Annotated in this window: 19 protein-coding genes; 14 read left to right on the top strand and 5 right to left on the bottom strand. The window is 30.9% G+C overall.

Translation table 11 applies throughout. The annotated features are described in order from the left end of the window. Positions 1–5: 5 nt before the first annotated feature. A complete protein-coding gene (locus OB7_RS08010) occupies positions 6–1,289 on the bottom strand; it encodes an MFS transporter (protein ID WP_249031068.1) in 1,284 nt (427 codons plus the stop codon). Between the two features lie 249 nt (positions 1,290–1,538). Between OB7_RS08010 and OB7_RS08005 the strand changes: the two genes are divergently transcribed. The 7 genes from OB7_RS08005 to OB7_RS07975 all read left to right on the top strand — a co-directional run bounded on the left by OB7_RS08005 (position 1,539) and on the right by OB7_RS07975 (position 8,496). After that, complete coding sequence (locus OB7_RS08005; RefSeq protein ID WP_114702987.1) at positions 1,539–2,048, top strand: TIGR00725 family protein; 510 nt, start codon at positions 1,539–1,541, stop codon at positions 2,046–2,048. Then, positions 2,048–2,917 (top strand): DMT family transporter, encoded by an 870-nt coding sequence (locus OB7_RS08000; protein WP_114702986.1) that lies wholly within the window; start codon positions 2,048–2,050, stop codon positions 2,915–2,917. Before OB7_RS08005 ends, OB7_RS08000 begins: the two co-directional genes overlap by 1 nt. Then, positions 2,904–3,911, top strand: coding sequence for a rod shape-determining protein (gene mreB / locus OB7_RS07995; protein ID WP_114702985.1), 1,008 nt, complete (start codon positions 2,904–2,906; stop codon positions 3,909–3,911). Before OB7_RS08000 ends, mreB begins: the two co-directional genes overlap by 14 nt. Before the next feature lie 19 nt (positions 3,912–3,930). Beyond that, positions 3,931–4,638: a flagellar hook-basal body protein gene (locus OB7_RS07990; RefSeq protein ID WP_114702984.1), complete on the top strand. Its 708-nt coding sequence runs from the start codon at positions 3,931–3,933 to the stop codon at positions 4,636–4,638. Positions 4,639–4,650: 12 nt separating this feature from the next. Next, complete coding sequence (gene flgG / locus OB7_RS07985) at positions 4,651–5,436, top strand: flagellar basal-body rod protein FlgG (protein ID WP_012579812.1); 786 nt, start codon at positions 4,651–4,653, stop codon at positions 5,434–5,436. A 261-nt stretch (positions 5,437–5,697) separates the two neighbouring features. Further along, complete coding sequence (locus OB7_RS07980) at positions 5,698–7,008, top strand: M16 family metallopeptidase (RefSeq protein ID WP_114702983.1); 1,311 nt, start codon at positions 5,698–5,700, stop codon at positions 7,006–7,008. Positions 7,009–7,020: 12 nt separating this feature from the next. Continuing rightward, positions 7,021–8,496: a M16 family metallopeptidase gene (locus OB7_RS07975; RefSeq protein WP_114702982.1), complete on the top strand. Its 1,476-nt coding sequence runs from the start codon at positions 7,021–7,023 to the stop codon at positions 8,494–8,496. Positions 8,497–8,592: 96 nt separating this feature from the next. Here the strand turns inward: OB7_RS07975 and glmS are convergent, their stop codons facing one another. Genes glmS through OB7_RS07955 form a run of 4 tightly spaced genes read right to left on the bottom strand, consistent with a single transcriptional unit; the run spans position 8,593 to position 12,131 of the window. Then, the gene (gene glmS / locus OB7_RS07970) at positions 8,593–10,398 is read right to left on the bottom strand and encodes a glutamine--fructose-6-phosphate transaminase (isomerizing) (RefSeq protein ID WP_114702981.1); all 1,806 of its coding nucleotides are present in this window, start codon (positions 10,396–10,398) and stop codon (positions 8,593–8,595) included. Then, positions 10,386–11,369, bottom strand: coding sequence for a phosphate acyltransferase PlsX (plsX, locus tag OB7_RS07965; protein ID WP_114702980.1), 984 nt, complete (start codon positions 11,367–11,369; stop codon positions 10,386–10,388). Before plsX ends, glmS begins: the two co-directional genes overlap by 13 nt. Positions 11,370–11,371: 2 nt before the next feature. Beyond that, entirely contained in the window at positions 11,372–11,554 is a 183-nt protein-coding gene (rpmF, locus tag OB7_RS07960) for a 50S ribosomal protein L32 (protein WP_004100388.1), read from the bottom strand. 25 nt (positions 11,555–11,579) lie between these two features. Further along, positions 11,580–12,131: a YceD family protein gene (locus OB7_RS07955; RefSeq protein WP_004100385.1), complete on the bottom strand. Its 552-nt coding sequence runs from the start codon at positions 12,129–12,131 to the stop codon at positions 11,580–11,582. Positions 12,132–12,185: 54 nt separating this feature from the next. Between OB7_RS07955 and OB7_RS07950 the strand changes: the two genes are divergently transcribed. Genes OB7_RS07950 through OB7_RS07920 form a run of 7 tightly spaced genes read left to right on the top strand, consistent with a single transcriptional unit; the run spans position 12,186 to position 20,618 of the window. After that, complete coding sequence (locus tag OB7_RS07950; protein ID WP_114702979.1) at positions 12,186–13,160, top strand: lytic transglycosylase domain-containing protein; 975 nt, start codon at positions 12,186–12,188, stop codon at positions 13,158–13,160. 11 nt (positions 13,161–13,171) lie between these two features. Beyond that, the gene (gene fliF / locus OB7_RS07945) at positions 13,172–14,776 is read left to right on the top strand and encodes a flagellar basal-body MS-ring/collar protein FliF (protein WP_114702978.1); all 1,605 of its coding nucleotides are present in this window, start codon (positions 13,172–13,174) and stop codon (positions 14,774–14,776) included. A 4-nt stretch (positions 14,777–14,780) separates the two neighbouring features. Continuing rightward, on the top strand, positions 14,781–15,791 hold the full coding sequence (gene fliG / locus OB7_RS07940; protein WP_004100379.1) for a flagellar motor switch protein FliG: 1,011 nt from the start codon (positions 14,781–14,783) through the stop codon (positions 15,789–15,791). An 11-nt stretch (positions 15,792–15,802) separates the two neighbouring features. Then, positions 15,803–16,363: a 3'-5' exonuclease gene (locus OB7_RS07935; RefSeq protein WP_004100377.1), complete on the top strand. Its 561-nt coding sequence runs from the start codon at positions 15,803–15,805 to the stop codon at positions 16,361–16,363. Further along, the gene (locus OB7_RS07930) at positions 16,363–17,595 is read left to right on the top strand and encodes a PhoH family protein (protein ID WP_114702977.1); all 1,233 of its coding nucleotides are present in this window, start codon (positions 16,363–16,365) and stop codon (positions 17,593–17,595) included. The genes OB7_RS07935 and OB7_RS07930 overlap by 1 nt, the downstream gene beginning before the upstream one ends. Positions 17,596–17,610: 15 nt before the next feature. After that, entirely contained in the window at positions 17,611–18,168 is a 558-nt protein-coding gene (locus tag OB7_RS07925) for a hypothetical protein (RefSeq protein WP_114702976.1), read from the top strand. Next, positions 18,162–20,618: an ATP-binding protein gene (locus tag OB7_RS07920; protein ID WP_114702975.1), complete on the top strand. Its 2,457-nt coding sequence runs from the start codon at positions 18,162–18,164 to the stop codon at positions 20,616–20,618. The genes OB7_RS07925 and OB7_RS07920 overlap by 7 nt, the downstream gene beginning before the upstream one ends. Positions 20,619–20,621: the final 3 nt, after the last annotated feature.

Raw genomic sequence — 20,621 nt, 5'->3', positions numbered from 1 at the left:
CACCTTCATTTTTTTAATATCTCAAGTATCTTTTTTTCATTAAAGAAAACTAAAATTATTGTTCCCAAAACCATCAATATTAAAGAAAATATTGCACTAATTCTTAACCCAAATTCTCCAATTGTTTCACTGTTTAGGATAAATAATGAAGGATAAATTAGTCCAGCAAATGTTTGTCCCATCTTCTGCATAAATGTTCTTGCACCAAAAAATACTGCTGCTTTGTAATTCCCCGTTTCTTTTCCATGTGCTTCTGCAATATCTGCAATAACTGCATTTGGTAATATTCCAAAAATAGCAAGTGGTACTGAAGAAAGTACTGCAATTATATAACTTTGCATAATCGGAGAAAAACTTAATTTTCCAAGCATTGCTGCAACCGCAAAATCCAATGAAAAGACTATAAATCCTATTATTAACAAATTTTTCTTTCCAAACTTTTTTGCCAAAAAGTTAACAGGGATATAAAAAATAAATGAAAGTAAAAACATTAACAACTGAACTTGTGATGCATGCTCTTTTGGTAATTTAAGTAAAACAGTTATATAGTAAACAAGTCCAAGACTAATCCCTGTAAGACCAAACCAATATATGAAATCTTGGAGAACAAATAATCTAAAATTTCTTTCTTTAAAAGCGTTTATAATTGATTCTAAACCCTTCTCTTTAACTGTATGCTTTTCACAATATTTATTCTCATCAATGAAAATTACCGGCAAAAGCATAAATACAAAACCAACTAATCCGTATATTAAGGTTATCGTTTGAAAAGCTTTTAATGGAGTCAATCCTTTATTTTCCAAAATTGTTTGGAAAAGGTATATCTGTGTTCCTAAAACATAACCAATTGCCCAAGTTATTGATATTAAAGTGCTCAATAGAAGCCTCTCATCTGGTGTATGACCAAGTTCACTCATCCATGCAAAATAAGGCGTAACATACATTGTCATAAACCAGTAAAAAAGAATAACGGTCAAAAACAACCAAATAGTGTTAATTGTATGGTCACTTGAAGGTGGAAAAAAAGGCAAGAATGAAAATATTGCAAAAGGAAGAACGCTAATTGCTAAAAAACCTCTTCTTCTTCCTAGTTTCATCCTGTTTCTATCAGACAAAGTTGCAACCAAAGGATCAGTTACCGCATCAAACAATCTAGATACACCTAGCGCAAGACCTACAATAGTTAGACCTAAAAAAACCGGTCCCCTTTTAATAAATTCTGGAAAGTTAACACCCTCCGGTGGCATATAAAAATAAACAAGAACATTTGCAATTGCAAAGCTTGTCAATGACCACCCAAGCTGTCCCAAGGCATAAATAATTTTTTTTCCAAAAAGGTAACTTCTCTACCAAAACTATCCCTCCTTCATAATATTGCTACGGTAACGTTAACGGTAACATTATTATAACAATTTTATTTTAAAAAATGAAACTGAATATTCTTTAAAAAATAATTGATAAAGTGAATTTTTTAAAAAAATCATTTGATATTAAATGATATAATATTATTGTTCAAAAAATTATATAGGAGTGAAAAAATGAAAAAAGTAGCAGTAATAGGCTCTTCAGGAAAAATAGATGAAAATCTTGAAAAATTATGTGTAAAACTTGGCGAAGAGCTGTCAAAAAATTATATAGTAATTACAGGTGGAAGAGATGGAGTAATGGAAGCTGTTTCAAAAGGTGTTAAAAACAATTTAGGAACTTCTATCGGTATCTTGCCATATGATGAAAAAGGAAATGAATTTAACACTATAGAATTTTCAACAGGTCTTGATTTTTCTACAAGATCATTTATCATATTAAGAAATGCAGATGCTGTTATTTCAATTGCAGGAGAATGTGGCACAGCAATTGAGATATTTGGAGCATACGCATACAAAAAACCCCTAATTTTATTCAAAGGTACAGGTGGTTGGACTGATAGAATACAAAATGTTTTAATTGATGGAAAATATCTTGATAATAGGAAACATTCAGAGATATACATAGCAGATAGTATAGATAAAATTTTAAAAATTCTTGAAAAAATCTTAGGAGGTAGCTGATGCAATATATTTCACTTATTTTAGTAATAATAGTTTGGGGACTTTCATTTATTGCAACAAGTATTATAGTTCAAAATATTTCACCTTTACTTGCTGCTTTTATTAGATTTTCTATAGCTCTTTTGACACTACTTGTCATTCCAAAAAATAGAAAAATTAACTTGTTTAATATTCACAAAGTTCTTGCTGGATTTTGGGGAATTACAATCTATTTTGTCTCAGAAAATTTTGCGCTTAAATTTACTACTCCAACAAATGCTGCTTTAATAGTTTCAACAGCTCCAATTTGGTACGTTTTGTTTACACAAATTGCTCATAAAAGAAAAACTCATTCTCTACAATATGTTGGTTCTCTAATTGCACTTTTTGGTGTGGGGCTTGTGATTTTAAATGGAAGAATTATTTTAAAATTAAACCCTATTGGTGATTTACTTGCCTTTTTTGCTGCAATATCATGGGTTTTATACACACATCATATTATTAAGCTTGATGATCACTCATCAATTAATGCTATATTTGAAATTACTTTTTGGGGTGTAATAACATTAATTCCTTTTACTTTTATTGAAACTATTTTCTTTGAAACTAATTTTAATTTAAATATTAATATTATTTTTTCGCTACTTTATCTGGGAATTTTATGTTCTGCAATTGGATATCTTCTTTGGAATAAAGCAATTGAAACACTTGGAGATAGAACCACCACAAATGCTGTATATATAATTCCAGTTGTAACAGCAGTGTTTGAAAGCTTAATATTCAAAAAGCTTCCATCAATATTACTTATTTCGGGTATAATATTAGTGATTATAGGACTTTTAATATTTGAAAAATTTGAAGAAAGGGGAGTAAATCATGGGAAAAAATGATCTAGGAATAGACCTTGGAACAGCAAATTTTCTGGTTTATCAGAAAGGAAAAGGAATTGTCCTGTATCAACCATCTGTCGTAGCTATTTCTAAAAAAAATGGAAAAATAATTGCAATTGGTGAAGAAGCAAAAGAAATGCTAGGAAAAACTCCAGAAGATACAATTACAGCTGTAAGACCTATGAAAGACGGAGTAATTGCAGATTATACGATAATATCAGAGGTCTTAAAAATATTTATAAAAAAGGTAACTAAAGGATTTTTGTTTAAACCAAATATGGTTATAGGTATTCCTGCAAAGACAACTACCGTTGAAAAAAGGGCTGTTTTTGACGCTGCATCAAGCGCAGGCGCAAAAAAAGTTTTTGTTGTTTCTGAACCGCTTGCAGCTGCAATAGGTGCAGGCATTGATGTTACAAAACCTGAAGGAAATATAATTATCGATATCGGAGGTGGAACTACAGATATCGCAGTTATAAGTCTTGGAGGAGTCGTGGTAGGAGATTCTGTAAAGCTTGCAGGTGATGCAATGGATGATGCAATAGTAAAAAGTGTAAGAAAACTTCTTGGTTTAATAATTGGTGATTCAACAGCAGAAGAAATTAAAAAAAGAATCGGAAAAGCACACCCGGATATAGAAGATTTTGAAATGGAAGTAAAGGGCCGTGACGCAGTAACCGGCCTTCCACGAACAGATAAATTAAATTCATCGCAAGTTTACGGCATGCTAAAACCAATTATTGAAAGCCTTATTTCAAGGATTAAGGTAGTTCTTGAAAAGACTCCACCAGAACTTTCTGCAGATATTATGGAAAAAGGAATTGTAATTACCGGAGGTGGTGCATTATTAAGAGGAATAGATAAGGCAATTTACGATGAAATAGGCGTTCCCTGCAAGGTAGCCGAAGATCCATTAACTTGTGTTGCAAGAGGTACAGGAATTTTATTAGATGATGAAGAATTATTAAATGAAGTAGCTGAAACCTACGAATAAAAATTTGAGGTGATTAAAAATGTACAAAGGCGTTTACCTTGCTTCTATGGGAATGTTGGCTGATATTACAAAACTTGATACGCTTTCAAATAATATATCTAATGCAGAAACTATTGGCTATAAAGCTGATAATTTGGCATTTAAGACATATCTTGAAAAAAGATTACACTCTTTTAAACCAATGCCTCAAGAAAAAAATGTCGAAATTAAGAATATTGGGAAGTTCGAGCAAGCAGTTATTTTAGATGAAGTAAAAACTGATTTCAGTCAGGGAAATATTGAACATACTGAAAATATGTTAGATTTTGCAATTGATGGTTCTGGATTCTTTGTAGTAGAAAAAAACGGAGAAAAACTATATACAAGAGCAGGAAATTTTAAAATTAGCAGCGACGGTTTCTTAGTTACAAGTGAAGGGTATTACGTATTAGATAAAAATGATCAAAGAATTAAAGTATTAGATAAATCAGATCTTATTAATAATATCAAAGTTGTAGATCTTGATAATCCAAGAAAGATTGGTTACACCTTCTACAAAGGTCAAGAAATTGAAAAAGAAAATTTTAGGATTTTACAAGGATATGTAGAAAAATCAAATGTGAACATTGTAAAGGAAATGGTAAAAATGATAGAAGCAAATAGACATTACGAAGTTTTATCAAAAGCTGTAACTGTACATGATGAATTGCTTAACAAATCTATTAATTCTGCGGGTAATTTAAAGTAGGAGGTGTAGTAAATGATTAATGGACTTTATACAGCTGCAACAGGAATGTGGGCACAACAATTTAAACTAGACACGCTTTCAAATAATATTGCAAACGTAGATACCGCTGGGTATAAAAAAGTTAAATCAGAATTTCAAGACCTTCTTTATGATTATTCAAAAAATGCTGGTGCTGCAACCGCACAAAATTCTTTGCATCCAACAGGTTTATATGTAGGTCACGGAACAAAATTATCAGCAACCACAAGAATTTTTACTCAAGGAAATTTAGAAAGAACGGGAAATTCTCTTGATCTAGCCATTTCCGGTGATGGCTTTTTCCAAATCCAACTTCAAGATGGTAGAATAGCATATACAAGAGACGGACAATTTAAAATTGATGGCAATGGTAGGATAATTACCAGCAATGGAAATTTATTATCACCAAACATAGTTGTACCACAAAATGCTGTATCACTGAGTATATCTCCAGATGGTATAGTTACCGCTGAGCTTCAAGATGGAACCCTACAAAATCTTGGAACAATTACATTGGTAAGATTTATCAATCCTTCTGGCTTAAAAGCAATTGGAGATAACCTTTTCTTAGAAACTCCAGCAAGTGGTACTCCAGTTGAAGGCACCGCAGGACAAGATGGTTTTGGTTCTATATTGCAAGGCTATGTAGAAAAATCAAATGTAGATATAGTTAAAGAAATGGTTGATATGATCAGTGCTATGAGAGCTTATGAATTAAATTCAAGAACAATCCAAACTGCAGATGAAATGTTGAGAACTGCATCGAGTATGAAAAGGTAATTAAAAAATAAAATATAGAAAATATAAAGTATGGCTCTTGCTTAATGCAAGGGCCATTTTTTATTTAGGCCATCTTTTGTCTTTTATCAATAATTTTCTTAGAAAAATTAGATGAAAAATATTTAAATAAAGATTTATTTTTATTTACATTTATTAATTTTTAAATTATAAATATTGCAAATAATTTAAATTTTGATATAATTAGGTTTGATATAGGATTTTTTTCACTTTTTCAAACTTTAACTTAAGGAGGGGATTAAGTTGAAAAGACTGTTGTTGTTATTGATGCTATATATTTTTGCTTTATTTTTGTTCGCAGTAGAAATTCCAAATGTTAATTTTGTCGAGTACACTCTTAACAATGGTTTAAAAGTTTTTATTTTTGAAGATCACAGTGTTCCACTTGTAAAAGTAGAGATATGGTATAAAGTTGGTTCAATCGATGAAGAAGAAGGAAAAACTGGTATAGCACATTTACTAGAACATACTATGTTCAATGGAACAAATGCTTTACCAAAAGGTGGAATTGATGATTTAATAACTTCAGTTGGTGGTTCTAATAATGCTGCTACTTCCTATGACTATACCGTTTATTATGAATTAGTACCCTCTGCAAAGCTCGAACTTGCTCTTGCAATAGAAGCTGATAGAATGAGGAATTTAAAAATCGATCCAGATGATTTTTATAGAGAAAAAGAAGTTGTAAAACAAGAAAGAAGAATGAGAATAGAAAACAATTACATTCAATCAGGTTGGGAAGAATTACAAGCAAATGCTTTTAAAGGAACTCCATTAGGTCACTTTGTTATAGGCTTCATGGAAGATCTTAAAAGAATTACACACGTGGATGTAAGAAATTTCTATGAAATGTTCTATGCACCAAACAATGCCATACTTTCAATTAGTGGCGATGTAAACCCAGAAGAAGCAATCAAACTTGTTGAAAAATACTTTGGAGAATATTCCCCAGAGCAAGTTAAAAGACCTGAATATGTCGAACCAAAAATTGAAGGCGAGACTATACTTAAACTACCAAGAATGACAAGACTTTCCTTATTAATGGAACTTTACACTATTCCAAAGGCAGATCACGAAGATATTCCTGCAATTGAAGCACTTTTAGATATATGGCTAAATAGTAAAAATTCAAGAGTAAATAAAGAACTTTACTTTAATAAGCAACTCATCCTTGGTACTGGTGGTTTTATTTATGATCTAAGAATACCTGGAATGGCAGTAATATATGCATTCGGTTATAAAGAAGAAGATTTAGATGCAATAAAAGATGGAATAGATAAAGAGCTTGAAAGGATTATTAATGAAGGAATTAGCGAAGAAGAATTGAAAAAGGTAAAAAAACAAATGATTAAATCACTTATATTTGCACAAAAAGATTTAAAAGAATTCTCTTCTGAAATTGTTCTTGGTAAACTAAGATTTGATAATCCTGAGCTATACAAACAAAAACTCGAAAAATTAAATCAATTAACAAGTGAAGATATACAGAGAGTAGCTAAAAAATACTTCTACGGCAAAAATAGATATGTTGGTTACATAGTACCTAAAAAATAGGAGGGATAGAGAATGAAAAAAATATTTAAAAATCTAATTTATATACTAATTATACTTGCCTTCTCTGCTAATTTATTCGCAGTTGAATTTTCTAAAGAATTATTCGATAAACTTGCTGGTGCAAAAAATAAAATTCCTACAATAGAAATACCTGAATATGAAAGAGTACAATTGGATAACGGTATGGTATTTTACATCTCAAAAGATACTACTCTCCCTATTGTTGAAATAAAAGGATACATTAAGTTTGGAAAAATGAACGAAACAATTGAAACGGCTGGTTATTCATCAGTAATGTTAGATATAATGAATACTGCTACCAAAAAATTCAGTGAGACAGAATTAATTGATTTCAAAGAATTAAATGGTTTAGAAATTTCTTTCTCTGCGAATAACGATTATTACACTATCTCTGCAAATTCCCTTTCAGAAGATTTAGAAGCTCTCTTTGAAGCTCTTGCATCTGAATTAATCGAACCACAATTTGAAGGAAGTCATTTTGAAAGGATAGTTAAAGAATATCTACAAAGTATTGGTCAAAGTTATACAACGGAAGATGGTTTATTAAATATGTACTATTCAATAAACATTTTTGGTAAAGATCATCCGTACTCATTCTCAGACAATTTGGAATTACTTTATGCTAACATTTCTTCTTTAACTCCTGAAAAGCTTAGGAACTTTTATTATAAAACAATTAGCCCTAACCGAATTATAATCTCAATAGCAGGAAATTTTGAAATCGATAATGTAAAAGAATTAATAAAAAAATACTTTGCAAATTGGAAAAATACAGCATCTTCAGAACCATTGTTTGTATATGATTCTTCTTTAAAAACTACTCCAAAAATTGTAGTTGTTGACAGACAAGACTCTACCCAAGCAAAAATAAAAATGGGATACAGATTTCCAAACTTTGAATTCTTTAAAGATAAACTATACGATAGAGTTGCATTTTTAATGGCAAACAGAATTTATGGTAGTGGTGCATTTAAATCTAGATTGATGAAAGTGTTAAGAACTGAAAAAGGCTATGTCTATGGAATTAACTCAAGCTTTTCCACCGGAAGTTACTTAGGAAATTTCTATGTAACAACCACTGTACGATATGACGCATTAGCAGATTTAATAAAAGATGTTAAGAAAATTATGGAAGATATAAAATATTATAAAGAACCATTAACTTCCGAAGAATTATTCAATGAAGTTAATCTTTATAACGCATTATTCCCAAATGCTTATAAGGACAAAATCACTGTTCTTGATAGTGTTGCATTTGATGTAGAAATCAGGAAAATCAATGAAAATTATATAAATGAATTTATAAAAATGTATAACTCCCTTAGTGCTGAAGATGTTCAAAAGGCATTCTCAAGATTTACATATCCAAATAACTTTGTAACTATCATAGTTGGAAATAAAGAAAAGATTATAGAAAATCTAGAAAATAACGGTATTAAAGATTATGAAGTTATAGAAAACAAATAACAAAAACAAGCCCCCCGATAGTAAAACTATTGGGGGGCTTTGATTTAAAAATAAAAAATAATTCCTCATATATTTGCTACCTGTTACTTTTCAAGCTTATTCAACAGTAACGCTCTTTGCAAGATTTCTTGGTTTGTCAGGATCATAACCTCTCATATCAGCAATTAAATATGCAAAAAGCTGTATAACAGGAGAAATAGTAAGCGGATACATGTCTTCCGGACTATCTGGAACATAAATTATGTCATCCGAAATACCTTCCAAATCCTTATTTGATTCATTAGTTACAGAAATTATTCTTGACTTTCTTGCCTTTGACTCTTCAATATTACTTTTTGTTTTTTCAAACAATCTATCCTTAGGCGCAATAGCAAAAACAGGAAATGTTGGGTCAAGCAAAGCAATTGGACCATGTTTTAACTCACCAGCAGGATATGCAGTGGCATTAATATAACTAATTTCTTTCAATTTTAAAGCGCCCTCTAAAGCAGATGGATAATTGATTCCGCGACCTATGTACATAAAATGATGGTAATTTTTGTAATATGCTGCATATTCTTCTAAGTTTATATCGTTCAACAATTTTCTGAAAATTTCTGGTGCTTTTTTCAAAAATTCGAAATCTTTTTCAAGTTCATCATTCCACATATTTTGTTCTTTTAAAATATACATTCCAAGAATGTATAAAACAACAAGTTGATTCACATAAGTTTTAGTAGCAGCAACACCAATTTCTGGACCAGCATTCATCAAAATTGTAACATCACTTTCTCGGGTAATGGTAGAACCTACTACATTAGAAATTGCAACCACTCTTGCTCCTTTTGATTTTACAAGTCTAACAGATTCAAGAGTATCTGCAGTTTCACCAGATTGAGAAATTGCAATTACCAACGTTTTATCATCTATATGTATGTTTCTATATCTAAATTCTGATGCTACATCAACTTCTACATCAATATTTGAATGCTTCTCTAAGAAATATTTGAAAACAAGCCCAGCATGATAACTTGTTCCACAAGCAACAAGTTTTATTTTTTCAACTTTTTCTAAATTAAACTCTTTTAATTCCGTAAGTATTGGGCCTTCATTAGTAATTCTACCTACAAATGCACTTTCTATTGCTTCGGGTTCTTCATTTATTTCTTTTAACATGAAATGCTTGTATCCACCTTTTTCCGCAGAAGCTTCGTCCCAATCAATATGATAAACTTTTCTTAGAACAATATTTCCATTTACATCTGTAATTTTATACTCTCCATTTTTTAACAGTGCAACATCCCCATCTTCTAAAAAAACTACGTCTTTTGTATATTTTATAATTGGTGTAACATCTGAAGCTAAAATAACTTTATTTTCTGCCCTGCCCAATACTAGAGGGCTTCCTTTTCTTGCTGCAACTAAAGTATCCTTCATGTCAGAATGCATAACAACTATAGCATATGCACCTTTAAGCATTTTCACAGATTTTAAGACTGCTTTATAGAGATCCCCTTCAAAATTTTCTTCAATCAAATGTGCAATAACTTCCGTATCAGTCTCTGATTTGAATTTATGTCCCTTTCTCTTTAACTCTTCTTTTATCTCTGCATAATTTTCTATTATTCCATTATGAACAATTGCAATTTTTCCAGTACAATCCGTATGAGGATGGGCATTTTCATGAGTAGGCGCTCCATGTGTCGCCCATCTAGTATGAGCAATACCAACTGAAGTGTTAAAATTTGTAATTTGATCTCTTAAATTTGATATTTTTCCGGTAGCCTTTTGAATAACAATACTTCCATCTTTATAAAAAGCTATTCCTGCAGAGTCATAACCTCTATATTCTAACTTTTGCAAATCATCAACAAGTTCTTTTATACTAAATTCCGTTCCAATTATTCCTACTATTCCGCACATTTTAAAAGTGCCTCCTTAATTTTCAAAGGAAGTTTTTCCTCTACTCCTTTTTTTGCAACCTTTAACGCGTTAAATATAGCAGTCCTATTTGAATTACCATGGGCCTTTACTACTACTCCCTCTACACCAATAAAGAATGTTCCTCCATATTTTTTTGGATCAAGTTTATTTTTCAAAGAACTAAATACAGGTTTCATTAAAAGAGCACCCAAGGCAGATATTATATTCTTTTTTACTTCAGACTTTATAAGTTCTGTAATCATTTTTGCAGCACCTTCCATGGTTTTCATAGCTATATTTCCATGAAAACCGTCTGCAACAACAACGTCTACTTTCCCTGCATTTAAATCGTTCCCTTCAACATTCCCAACAAATTGATTACCAAATCTTTCTTTTAAAATCTGGAATGCTTCTTTTTCTTTTTGCGTTCCTTTATTTTCTTCCGTTCCAACATTCAAAAGCCCAATAGTAGGATTATCTTTTCCAAGCAACTTTGCATATTCAACCCCCATAATGGCAAACTGGAGAAGGTTAGAAGGTTTTACATCTATATTTGCTCCTGCGTCAGCTAAAACACAAAAATCATTCTTAGTCGGAATTGGTACTGCAAGGGTAGGCCTTTCAATTCCTTTAATTCTTCCTACTACAAAAGTTGCGCACGCCAAAAGTGCACCAGTATTCCCAGCACTAACAACTGCATCAACTTTCTTTTCTCTAGCAAGTTGACAGCTAACATACATTGTGCTTTTTCTTCGCCTAACCGCTTCTGTGGGTTTTACATCCATTGGCAAAAAATCGTCGGTTACTACCTTTACACAATTTTTTGGTAGTTGCACATCTTTAAAATTTTCTTCAATTCCTACAAGATAAAGTTCCACATCTTCATTTTCTTTTGCAAAGGAAAGAGCACCAGCTAAAATTTCCGCTGGCGCATAATCTCCTCCCATTAAATCAATCGCTATTTTTTTCATAATTATTCTGCAACTTCAAATACTTGTTTTTTACCGTAATGTCCACAATTTAAACAAACTCTGTGAGGAAGTTTTGGTGCACCACAATTTGGACATACGGAAACAGGAACTGAAAATGCTCTGTATATTTTTGCCCTCTTGTGATGTGTTCTGCTTCTTGACCTTTTTTGCTTAGGTACTGCCATATAAATCCCTCCCTTTTAATTTATATCAATTCTTATTTTGCATTTCTTCTTTTAGTTTTAAAAGCTTTTCAAATCTTGGATCTATATTAAATACTTCCATTTCTTTGCAAACATGATCTGGATTTTCATTCAAATTCTCACCACAGAAAGGGCATAACCCTTTACAATCTTCTTTGCAAACAAAAACATCAGGAGCACTAACAACAAGTGCTTCAAGTATTCTTTCCTCAAGATCTATTTCTTCTCCTTTGTAGTATATCACATTTTTCAAATTTTCTATTTCAGAATTTTTAAAATTTGGTTCATTTTTTAAGTCATACACAGCCTCTATCGTTCCTTCCAAAGGCATTACAGTCATTTCAAGACATCTATCACATGGTCTTTCAACTTTCCCGGAAACATATCCTCCAACTACAATTGTATCATCTGTAAAAACTATAGAAATTTTTACTTTAAATCTTTTATCAATTACTTTATACGTTCCTGTGTGTAATTCAATGTATTCACTTTCATAATAGTCCTCAATCTTAACATTTTTTTTAGCAATTATATCCTTTATTTTTATTTTCCATTTCATTTAATTCACCTCATCTTTTCATTTTTATGGTATTATATAATGGGAGGGAAGTGTATGAAGAAAATATTTTTTCTGGTCATTTTATTTATCTCAACAATAACTTTATCTTTTTTATTTGATCCTTTAAATTATATAACAAAATCCAACGTTGGTCTACAATTACAATTTTATAACAAAGGTGGTAAAATTTCCATATATAATCCCTTTGTTTACAAAATTGTTTCATTTGATAACTTTACTGAAACCATGAGATTCCCTGAAATAGTAAAAGGACTTGCATATATTGAGTCTGGTTTTAATATACATGCACTTTCTAACGTAGGTGCAATGGGAGTAGCTCAATTCAAAGCTGATGCCGCAATTGATTATGGAGTATTCAACGCATGGAATCCTCAGCAAGCACTCCTGGGTGCAGATAGGATGATAAGATACTATTATCAAAAATACAACGATATCTATAAAGTATTGGCTATATATAACATAGGTGAGACAAATTACAAAAAAGGAAAATATATAGAGCAAGGCAATGCATATGCAAACAAAGTAATTTCTGCTTCAAGAACTGTGAGTAGAAAGTCTTATTTATACGACCGATACGTTTTATATTTACAAGGAACGCTCACAGAAAATTCCAGTCAAACTTACACTGCTTTTTCTTTTGGTGGCATTTTTGATTATTTAGGAATAGTTTATTTTGATATTTCTTCAAATATTCATTTTAGAAAAGGTTATTTCTCAATTGAATTGGGGACAAAATCCTACATTAGAATAAATCACTTTGATTCTTTTGTAATTGGATATAATTTGGGGTATAATTTAAATTATGAAAATGATATATCCATTGGCCCAATAATTGGCTATTCTCATTTTAGACCTATAGGTGAAAGCTACGAGATATACTACGATTTTTCAAAAGGATTTAGTTTAAGTAACTTTTTTATCTCTATAGGGTATGGAAATAAATACTGGAGGATAAACTTTGGATTCGAACCAGAGTATGATAATTTATTCCTTAGTATAACAATATGAGGTGATTTAAGTTGGAATGGTTTAGAAAATTTTTAGATTCATTTTCTAAGTTTCCTGATTTTTGGAAAGGTTTAAAAAAGAATCAAAAAATTACTATGCTTTCACTTTTAGTGGCAATTTTAATTGCAGTAGTTTTAACAGTAATATTAAATGCTCCAAAGTATGTTCTCTTAATCTCAGCCAATAACGAAACAGATGCTGGAGCTATCATTCAGCAGCTTGAATCACAAGGAATACCTTACAAAGTAGAGGCTGGAAATAGAATATTTATTCCATCATCTTATAACGTATACGAAGTAAGAATGAAACTAGCATCTAGCGGGGCTTTGGGTTCTTCATCCAAAGGATTTGAATTACTTGACCAAAGTAGTTTTGGTGCCACAAGCTTTGACAAACAAGTAAACTATCAGAGAGCATTACAAGGTGAATTAGAAAGGACAATTGCAACAATCAATGGAGTAAAATTTGCAAGGGTACACCTTACTTTGCCAAAATATACATACTATGTTCGTGGTGAAATGGCAGAAACAAGAGCCTCTGTCCAGTTAGTACTTGATCCAGGTGTTACTCTTTCAAAAGAACAAATCAAAGGAATCATCTACCTTTTGACTGGTGCAGTAGAAGGCTTGAAGCCTGAAAATGTTAAGGTTGTTGACAACTATGGACGGGCTTTAAGTGATTTAGTAAACTTCGATGATAATACAGTTGCTGCTTCAACAAAAGTGGAGTTAAAAATGCAATTAGAAAGTTACTACAAAAAAAAGATTCAACCTGCACTTGAAACAGTGTTTGGCTTTGGAACAGTAGAAGTTATTCCGGATGTAAAATTGAATTGGCAAAAGGCAGAAAAAACAATAACTACATACAGCACACCAAAGGGAGGACTTATCAGAAGCCAAGAAACTGAAAGTGAAAAAAGTACCACTGCTCCTGCAGATGGTGGTCCAGTTGGAACTGAATCAAATATACCAACTACATATTATCAAAGCATTGAAGGCTCAAACATTACCCTATATGAAAAAAATCATCAAATTACAAATTATGAGCTAAATCAAATAGTTGAAAACATTGTTCAAAATAACGAAGGTGAGATAGAAAACATATCACTCTCCGTTATTATAGATTCATCCTCAACAGTGTTCAACAAAATCTCAAAAGATGAAATAAATAAAATGGTTTCAGATGTTATAGAAAAAAGTATAGCTGCAAATTCAAGCCCATCCGCAATTTCATACTCTCTTGCATTTATTCCATTCAATAGAGAAATGGAAGAAGAATTTTCAAAAATAATAGAACAACAAACAAAACAAAAAGAGTTTTTTTACAAAGCAACTTTACTTTTAATTGCTACAATTCTTGTATTTTTTGGAACATATGGATTCTTGTTACAATTAAAGAAAGTAAAATCAAGAAAGCTCGTCTTGCAACGATATAAAATGCTTGAAGAAGAAGTTCAAAAGGTTATGGAAGAAAAAACAGGCGAAGAAGCTGAACAAATACTTTCAGAAGCTCAAAAAGTTATTGAAGAGCTTAGAAATTATGCAAAACAACTTGCAGTAAAATCACCAGAAGAAGTAGCATCTATAATAAAGATCTGGATTTCGGAAAGAGGGTGAACATATGGCCGAGAAAACTAGTATACCTGGAAAAAGAAAAGCCGCTATTTTACTTGTTTTAATGGGGCCTGAAAATGCTGCAAATGTACTTAAAAATCTTGACGAATCAGATGTAGAACAGTTGACAATAGAAATTGCAAATTTAGGGAATGTTAAAGACGATGAAAAGCAAGAAGTTTTACAAGAATTTAAAGAACTTTCAAAAGCTCGTGAAATGTTACTATCAGGTGGAATTGAATATGCAAAAGAAATGCTCATAAAGGCATTTGGCCCAGAAAGGGCAATGAAAGTAATAGAAAGACTTGTTTCTAACCTGCAAGTTAAACCATTTGAGTTTATGAGACTTGCAGATCCCATGCAAGTTGTTAACTTTTTGCAATCGGAACATCCTCAAACTATAGCTCTTGTATTAAGCTTTTTAGATCCACCACTTGCAGCAAAAGTTTTATCTGCACTGCCAGAAAAAATTCAAGCAGAAGTCGTTAAAAGAATTGCTTTGCTTGATAGAGCTTCACCTGATGTTGTTAGAGAGATTGAAAAGAACCTTGAAAAGAAATTCAGTGGTCTTGGTGTTCAAACATTAAGTCAGGTTGGCGGTATAGATACTGCTGCTGAAATTATCAACAACATCGATAGAGCCACTGAAAAATCCATCATGGAAAAGCTCGGCTATGAATCACCTGAGCTTGCAGAAGAGATTAGGAGAAGGTTATTTGTCTTTGAAGATCTGCTTAAACTTGATGATAGATCCGTACAACTTGTTTTGCGTGAAGTTGATACAAGAGACCTTGCTGTAGCACTAAAAGGAGCTTCTGAAGAACTAAAAGAAAAGATATTCAACAATATGTCAAAGAGAGCAGCTCAATTATTAAAAGACGAACTAGAGTTTATGGGGCCAGTTCGTATTAAAGATGTTGAAGAAGCACAACAAAAAATTATTAACGTTGTAAGAAGACTTGAGGAAGCAGGAGAAATTGTTATTGCAAGAGGTGGAGGAGAAGAACTAATAGTTTAGGAGGAAACTTAATGTTAGATGAAAATGTATACTGTGTCATGGATACGGAAACAACGGGATTAAATCCTTATTTTGGTGATAGGATAATCGAGATTGCAATTGTACCTGTATACAAAAATAAAATCGTAAAAAAATGGATCTACCACTCTCTTGTAAACCCGAATATAAGGATACCTGCTCTTACTGAAAAGATACACGGAATATCTAATGATGCAATAACAGATGCTCCATCTCTTGAAAATATTATTTCAAATGTTAGAGCATATGCAAAAGGAACTATTTTTGTAATGCATAACGCATATGTTGACCTTTCTTTTATAGATATTGCTACAAAAGAAATAGGTGAGTTCCCTATAAATTTTAGATATATTGATACACTTGAAATTTCACAGGTACTGTACAATAAAAAAAGAAGCTTGGAAAGCCTTGTAAAAGAATTTAAAATAGCAGATAAAGTACCGCACCGCGCTCTTGAAGATGCCATATTAACAGCGAAGGTCTTCTTAAAACTTTACGAAAAAATAGGCTACAATAACATAAACGAATTTATAAGAATTTGGGGGGATAGGTAATGGTCAAAAATTTTATTTTAGATACCAATGTTTTAATACATGATCCACAATCAATTTATTCTTTTGAAGATAATAATGTAATAATACCTCTTCCAGTTTTAGAAGAATTAGATAACTTGAAAAGACATTCTGGGGGACTTGGAAAATTCGCAAGAGATGCTATAAGAGAGTTAGACAATTTAAGAAAACTTGGAAAACTTTCAGAAGGTATAAAATTAAAAAATGGCGGGACTTTAAAGGTAATTTCGCTAAAAAAAAGCGATCACGAAAATATAGATTTTTTGTATGAAAAATACATCGACAATTGGATATTAGTTTACACACTACACGTTATGAAAAACTCCAAGAATCCTACCTTTTTAGTTTCAAAAGATATTAATTTAAGGGTCAAAGCCGATGCTCTTGGAATCCCATCTCAAGATTATCTAACTGATAGATCAGACCTTGAAACACTAAACCCTGGTTATTTTGAAACATCCAACGTTGATATGCTCGATAAATCAAATTTATTTCCTAATTCCTATATAATTTCCAGAGATAAATATTTTAGATATGATGGAGAAAATTTACTTGAAATGAAAAAACATATTCAAGCATGGAATGTAAAACCAAGAAATAGAGAGCAATTTTTTGCAATGGACGCATTACTAAATGATGATATTAAACTTGTTTCATTGATTGGAATAGCTGGAACTGGTAAAACCTTTATTACACTGGCTTGCGCTCTTGAAAAGACTGTAACAGAACAAAAATACGAAAAGATAATTGTTGCAAGACCCCTTGTCGCTATGGGAGGGAAAGACATAGGGTATTTACCAGGAAATATTGAAGAAAAAATGAAACCATGGATGTCACCAATATATGATAATCTTGAATATCTTTTCAAAATTTCAAACATAAATATGAAAGAATTTATGAAAAAGGAAATAATAGATATAGAAGCTTTAACATATATTAGAGGCCGATCAATTCCTAATCAATTCATCATTATTGATGAAGCGCAAAACCTGACACCACATGAGATAAAAACTATTCTTACAAGAGCAGGAGAAAATACAAAAGTTGTTCTCCTCGGCGATCCATATCAAATAGATACACCTTACCTTGACAAAGACAGCAACGGACTTGTATACGCTGCAACAAAATTCTTAAATAGCAAATTATCTGCACACGTTGTTCTAAAAAAAGGCGAACGTTCACTACTTGCTAGTGAAGCAGCAAATCTTCTCTAAGGGGGTTTTAGATATATGGAAATAAAAGTTTCTAATTTAGAATTATTCAGTGTTCCATTTGGAATAAGTGTTCTCTGGAATCTTATTTTTCAAGCAAAAATAAATCTTCTTGACAAACTATCAAAGCAATACGAAAATGCTCATTTTGTGTTTTCAAACATTCTTGGAGATTTTGGAGTGTATGATAAGGTAAATGAAATTCTTTCTGCATATTTTAAAAACTACAGTATAACTGAAGAAGAATTTGATTTTAACTCCTCACCTATAAACAATATACCAATTATACAAATAGATAATGAAAAGCAAAAATTTGAAACTGAAACAATTGGAATTTTTTATCCTTCTGATCTTTCAAATCTTCCTGAAAAGAAATACTCAAAAAATATCATTGTTTTAAAGCAAGTTGTTGACCAACAAACGTATGAAAAATTAGCTGAAGATTATATTGTAATAGGAGATTTTGAAAAACTAGAATACAAAAATCTTCTTGAAAGAAAAGTAACAGATCTTACCCAAGACGACACCACAAAATCTTTCTTGTTAAAGGTTTTAAGAGGTGATAAAGTATGTTGATCAAAAAAGTCAAAATAAATGGATTTGGAAAACTAAAAAATAAAGAAATAAAATTTAAGCCAGGCTTAAATGTTATTTTTGGACCAAATTCATCTGGAAAAACAACACTTGCATATTTTTTATTAAATTCTCTTTCAAAGCCAGGAAATGAAATAAAGAAGTACGAGCCATGGAATCATTTTGAATTTGGCGGAGAAATTTCAACCGACGAAGGAGATTTTAAAGTCGACTTTCTCAACGGTGAATTTAACTCTTTAGTTGACAGAGAACTTTTAGAAACTATTGGATTTATAATGGAAGATGAAAAACTGGATACAATAAAGGAAAAAGATACTTTTGTAATAAGTTACATGAAAAAAAGAATGCAAAAAAATGAATGGGGCTTAAAACTAACAGATGCAATTAACAAAACTGATGAGTATGCAAATGAAATTCAATTATGTATTGAAAATATAAGCAAACAAATATCTGAAATTGATAGCTACATTGAGTCAGTAAAGGAAAAAATAAAAAATTATAACAATAAAATATTGAAAAAAAATGAACTAAAAAGAAAGAGTGAGCAGTTAAAGCAAATATTAGAAGAAAAAGAAGAAGAAATATCAAACTTAAAAAGAGAATATATTCAAGAAATAACCGAAAAAATTAATTCTTTAAAAACTGAAAGAGATAAACTTAACTTAAACCTCAAAGAATATCTCAAATTTTCAAAGATTGACAGAGATACAGTTTCTCAAGCAAAAGAACTCTTGGAAACAATTGAGGTTTTAGAAAACAACATCAAATCAATTTCTTCTCAGCTTGAAGAACTTGAAAACAACTTTTCTTCAATAGAAAATGCCCTTAATGAAAAAATGAAAAACTTAAATATAGAAAATGAAAAAGACCTTGAAAAGGTACATTTAAAGATCAAAAATTTATCACTTTTAAAGAAGTTATACGATGAAAAGAAAGCAAAACTTGAAAATATATTAGAAGAAAATCCTCTCTGGAAGTTATTTACGGAAAATGAAGAGATAATTGAAGAAGTTGAAAAGCAAGAAGCAATTTATAGAGAAAATCAAGCAAAGATTCAAAATAAAATCGAAGAAAACGAAAAAGTATTAAAAAAATTGAATTCATCTATAAAAGTCCACAAAGACTTTTCGTTTGTATTCTTTTTTGCTGCCATAATATCATTGCTTCTTGGATTTGCTATGAGAAATATAAATACATGGTTATTTTTTGGAGCAGCATTTACCGGCTTTATAGGCTTATTTGAAACAATTCTTTGGAGAAAAATAGAATCAAAAATTGATGATGTAAAAGCAGAAATTCAAGAGCTTACAAAGAAGAAAATGATACGTCCAAACTATTTGAGCATTTTAAAGGACTATAATCTAAAATCAATAAAGGAATTAAGACAGAAATACTATGAATTCATAGAATGGAAAACCAGAAAAAGAGAATATAATCAAGTTAGTGAAGAATTTAAAAACTTAGAATCTGAAATACTTAGAGAGTTAAAAGACTTTAACTTGGGAAGCGCAGCCCAAATAATTGACTCAGGTATTGCATACCTTGAAAAAATATACAATGATATCCAAAAACTACTCCTTTCAAAATCTTCCATTGAAAGAGAAATTGATAAATTAAACGAAGAATTGGAAAGAATGAAAGCAAAAAGAGAAGAAAGCTTTACCAGCTTAAATAAAATGCTGGATAATCTTAAAATTTCTATTGATGAAATCAAAGACTTTGAGAATATCTACAATGAATATTTGAAGATTAAAGAAACAATAACAAAAATAGATTCTGAAATTGAAAAATTTGAAAATATTCTTTCTGAAGAAATATATCCGGAATATATAATGTCAAAAATCTATGAAACCGAGAAATTAAGAGATGAACTAAATTCATATGAAAAGGATCTACAAGAAGATATTGAAAAAGCTCCAGAATTTAGTGAAATACTTGAAAATTTAAAAAAGAGAGATGAACTTTCAAGAAAACTTGAAACTCTAAAAGGATATTATTCAAACATTGAAGTATCAAAACAAATTCTTCAAAAAAATCTTGAAGAATACGTTGAAACTTATGGTAAGAAATTTAAAGAAGAATTTACCAAAATACTTCTTTCTATTACAAACGAACCCTTACCATTAATAGTTGAAGAAAACCTATCAGTTAGATTGAACATTAATGGTGAAAAACTTAATCCAAATGAATTTTTAAGCGCTGCAACATTTGATCAATTGTTGTTTGCATATAAAATAGCGCTATATAGAACTATGTCTGAGCATAATTTACCCCTTGTAATAGATAACGCACTTATAAGATATGACAATACTAGGTTACAAAAAACTCTGGAAATATTAGACGAAGAATCAAAAAGAAGACAGATAATCCTATTAACAAGCGATGAAAGACTTAAAGCCAAATTTAAAGAAGTCATGATATTGGAGGGATAAAAG

Source organism: Thermosipho africanus Ob7 (assembly GCF_003351105.1).
Taxonomy (GTDB): Bacteria; Thermotogota; Thermotogae; order Thermotogales; family Fervidobacteriaceae; genus Thermosipho; species Thermosipho africanus.
This window is presented reverse-complemented; position numbering and strand designations above follow the sequence as displayed.

Coding starts and splice junctions, on each gene's coding strand:
- OB7_RS07920 (WP_114702975.1), top strand. CDS start 18,162: ATGTTGATCAAAAAAGTCAAAATAAATGGATTTGGAAAACTAAAAAAT.
- mreB (WP_114702985.1), top strand. CDS start 2,904: ATGGGAAAAAATGATCTAGGAATAGACCTTGGAACAGCAAATTTTCTG.
- OB7_RS07990 (WP_114702984.1), top strand. CDS start 3,931: ATGTACAAAGGCGTTTACCTTGCTTCTATGGGAATGTTGGCTGATATT.
- plsX (WP_114702980.1), bottom strand. CDS start 11,369: ATGAAAAAAATAGCGATTGATTTAATGGGAGGAGATTATGCGCCAGCG.
- OB7_RS08005 (WP_114702987.1), top strand. CDS start 1,539: ATGAAAAAAGTAGCAGTAATAGGCTCTTCAGGAAAAATAGATGAAAAT.
- OB7_RS08000 (WP_114702986.1), top strand. CDS start 2,048: ATGCAATATATTTCACTTATTTTAGTAATAATAGTTTGGGGACTTTCA.
- OB7_RS07925 (WP_114702976.1), top strand. CDS start 17,611: ATGGAAATAAAAGTTTCTAATTTAGAATTATTCAGTGTTCCATTTGGA.
- flgG (WP_012579812.1), top strand. CDS start 4,651: ATGATTAATGGACTTTATACAGCTGCAACAGGAATGTGGGCACAACAA.
- rpmF (WP_004100388.1), bottom strand. CDS start 11,554: ATGGCAGTACCTAAGCAAAAAAGGTCAAGAAGCAGAACACATCACAAG.
- OB7_RS07975 (WP_114702982.1), top strand. CDS start 7,021: ATGAAAAAAATATTTAAAAATCTAATTTATATACTAATTATACTTGCC.
- glmS (WP_114702981.1), bottom strand. CDS start 10,398: ATGTGCGGAATAGTAGGAATAATTGGAACGGAATTTAGTATAAAAGAA.
- OB7_RS07930 (WP_114702977.1), top strand. CDS start 16,363: ATGGTCAAAAATTTTATTTTAGATACCAATGTTTTAATACATGATCCA.
- OB7_RS07935 (WP_004100377.1), top strand. CDS start 15,803: ATGTTAGATGAAAATGTATACTGTGTCATGGATACGGAAACAACGGGA.
- OB7_RS07950 (WP_114702979.1), top strand. CDS start 12,186: ATGAAGAAAATATTTTTTCTGGTCATTTTATTTATCTCAACAATAACT.
- fliG (WP_004100379.1), top strand. CDS start 14,781: ATGGCCGAGAAAACTAGTATACCTGGAAAAAGAAAAGCCGCTATTTTA.
- OB7_RS07955 (WP_004100385.1), bottom strand. CDS start 12,131: ATGAAATGGAAAATAAAAATAAAGGATATAATTGCTAAAAAAAATGTT.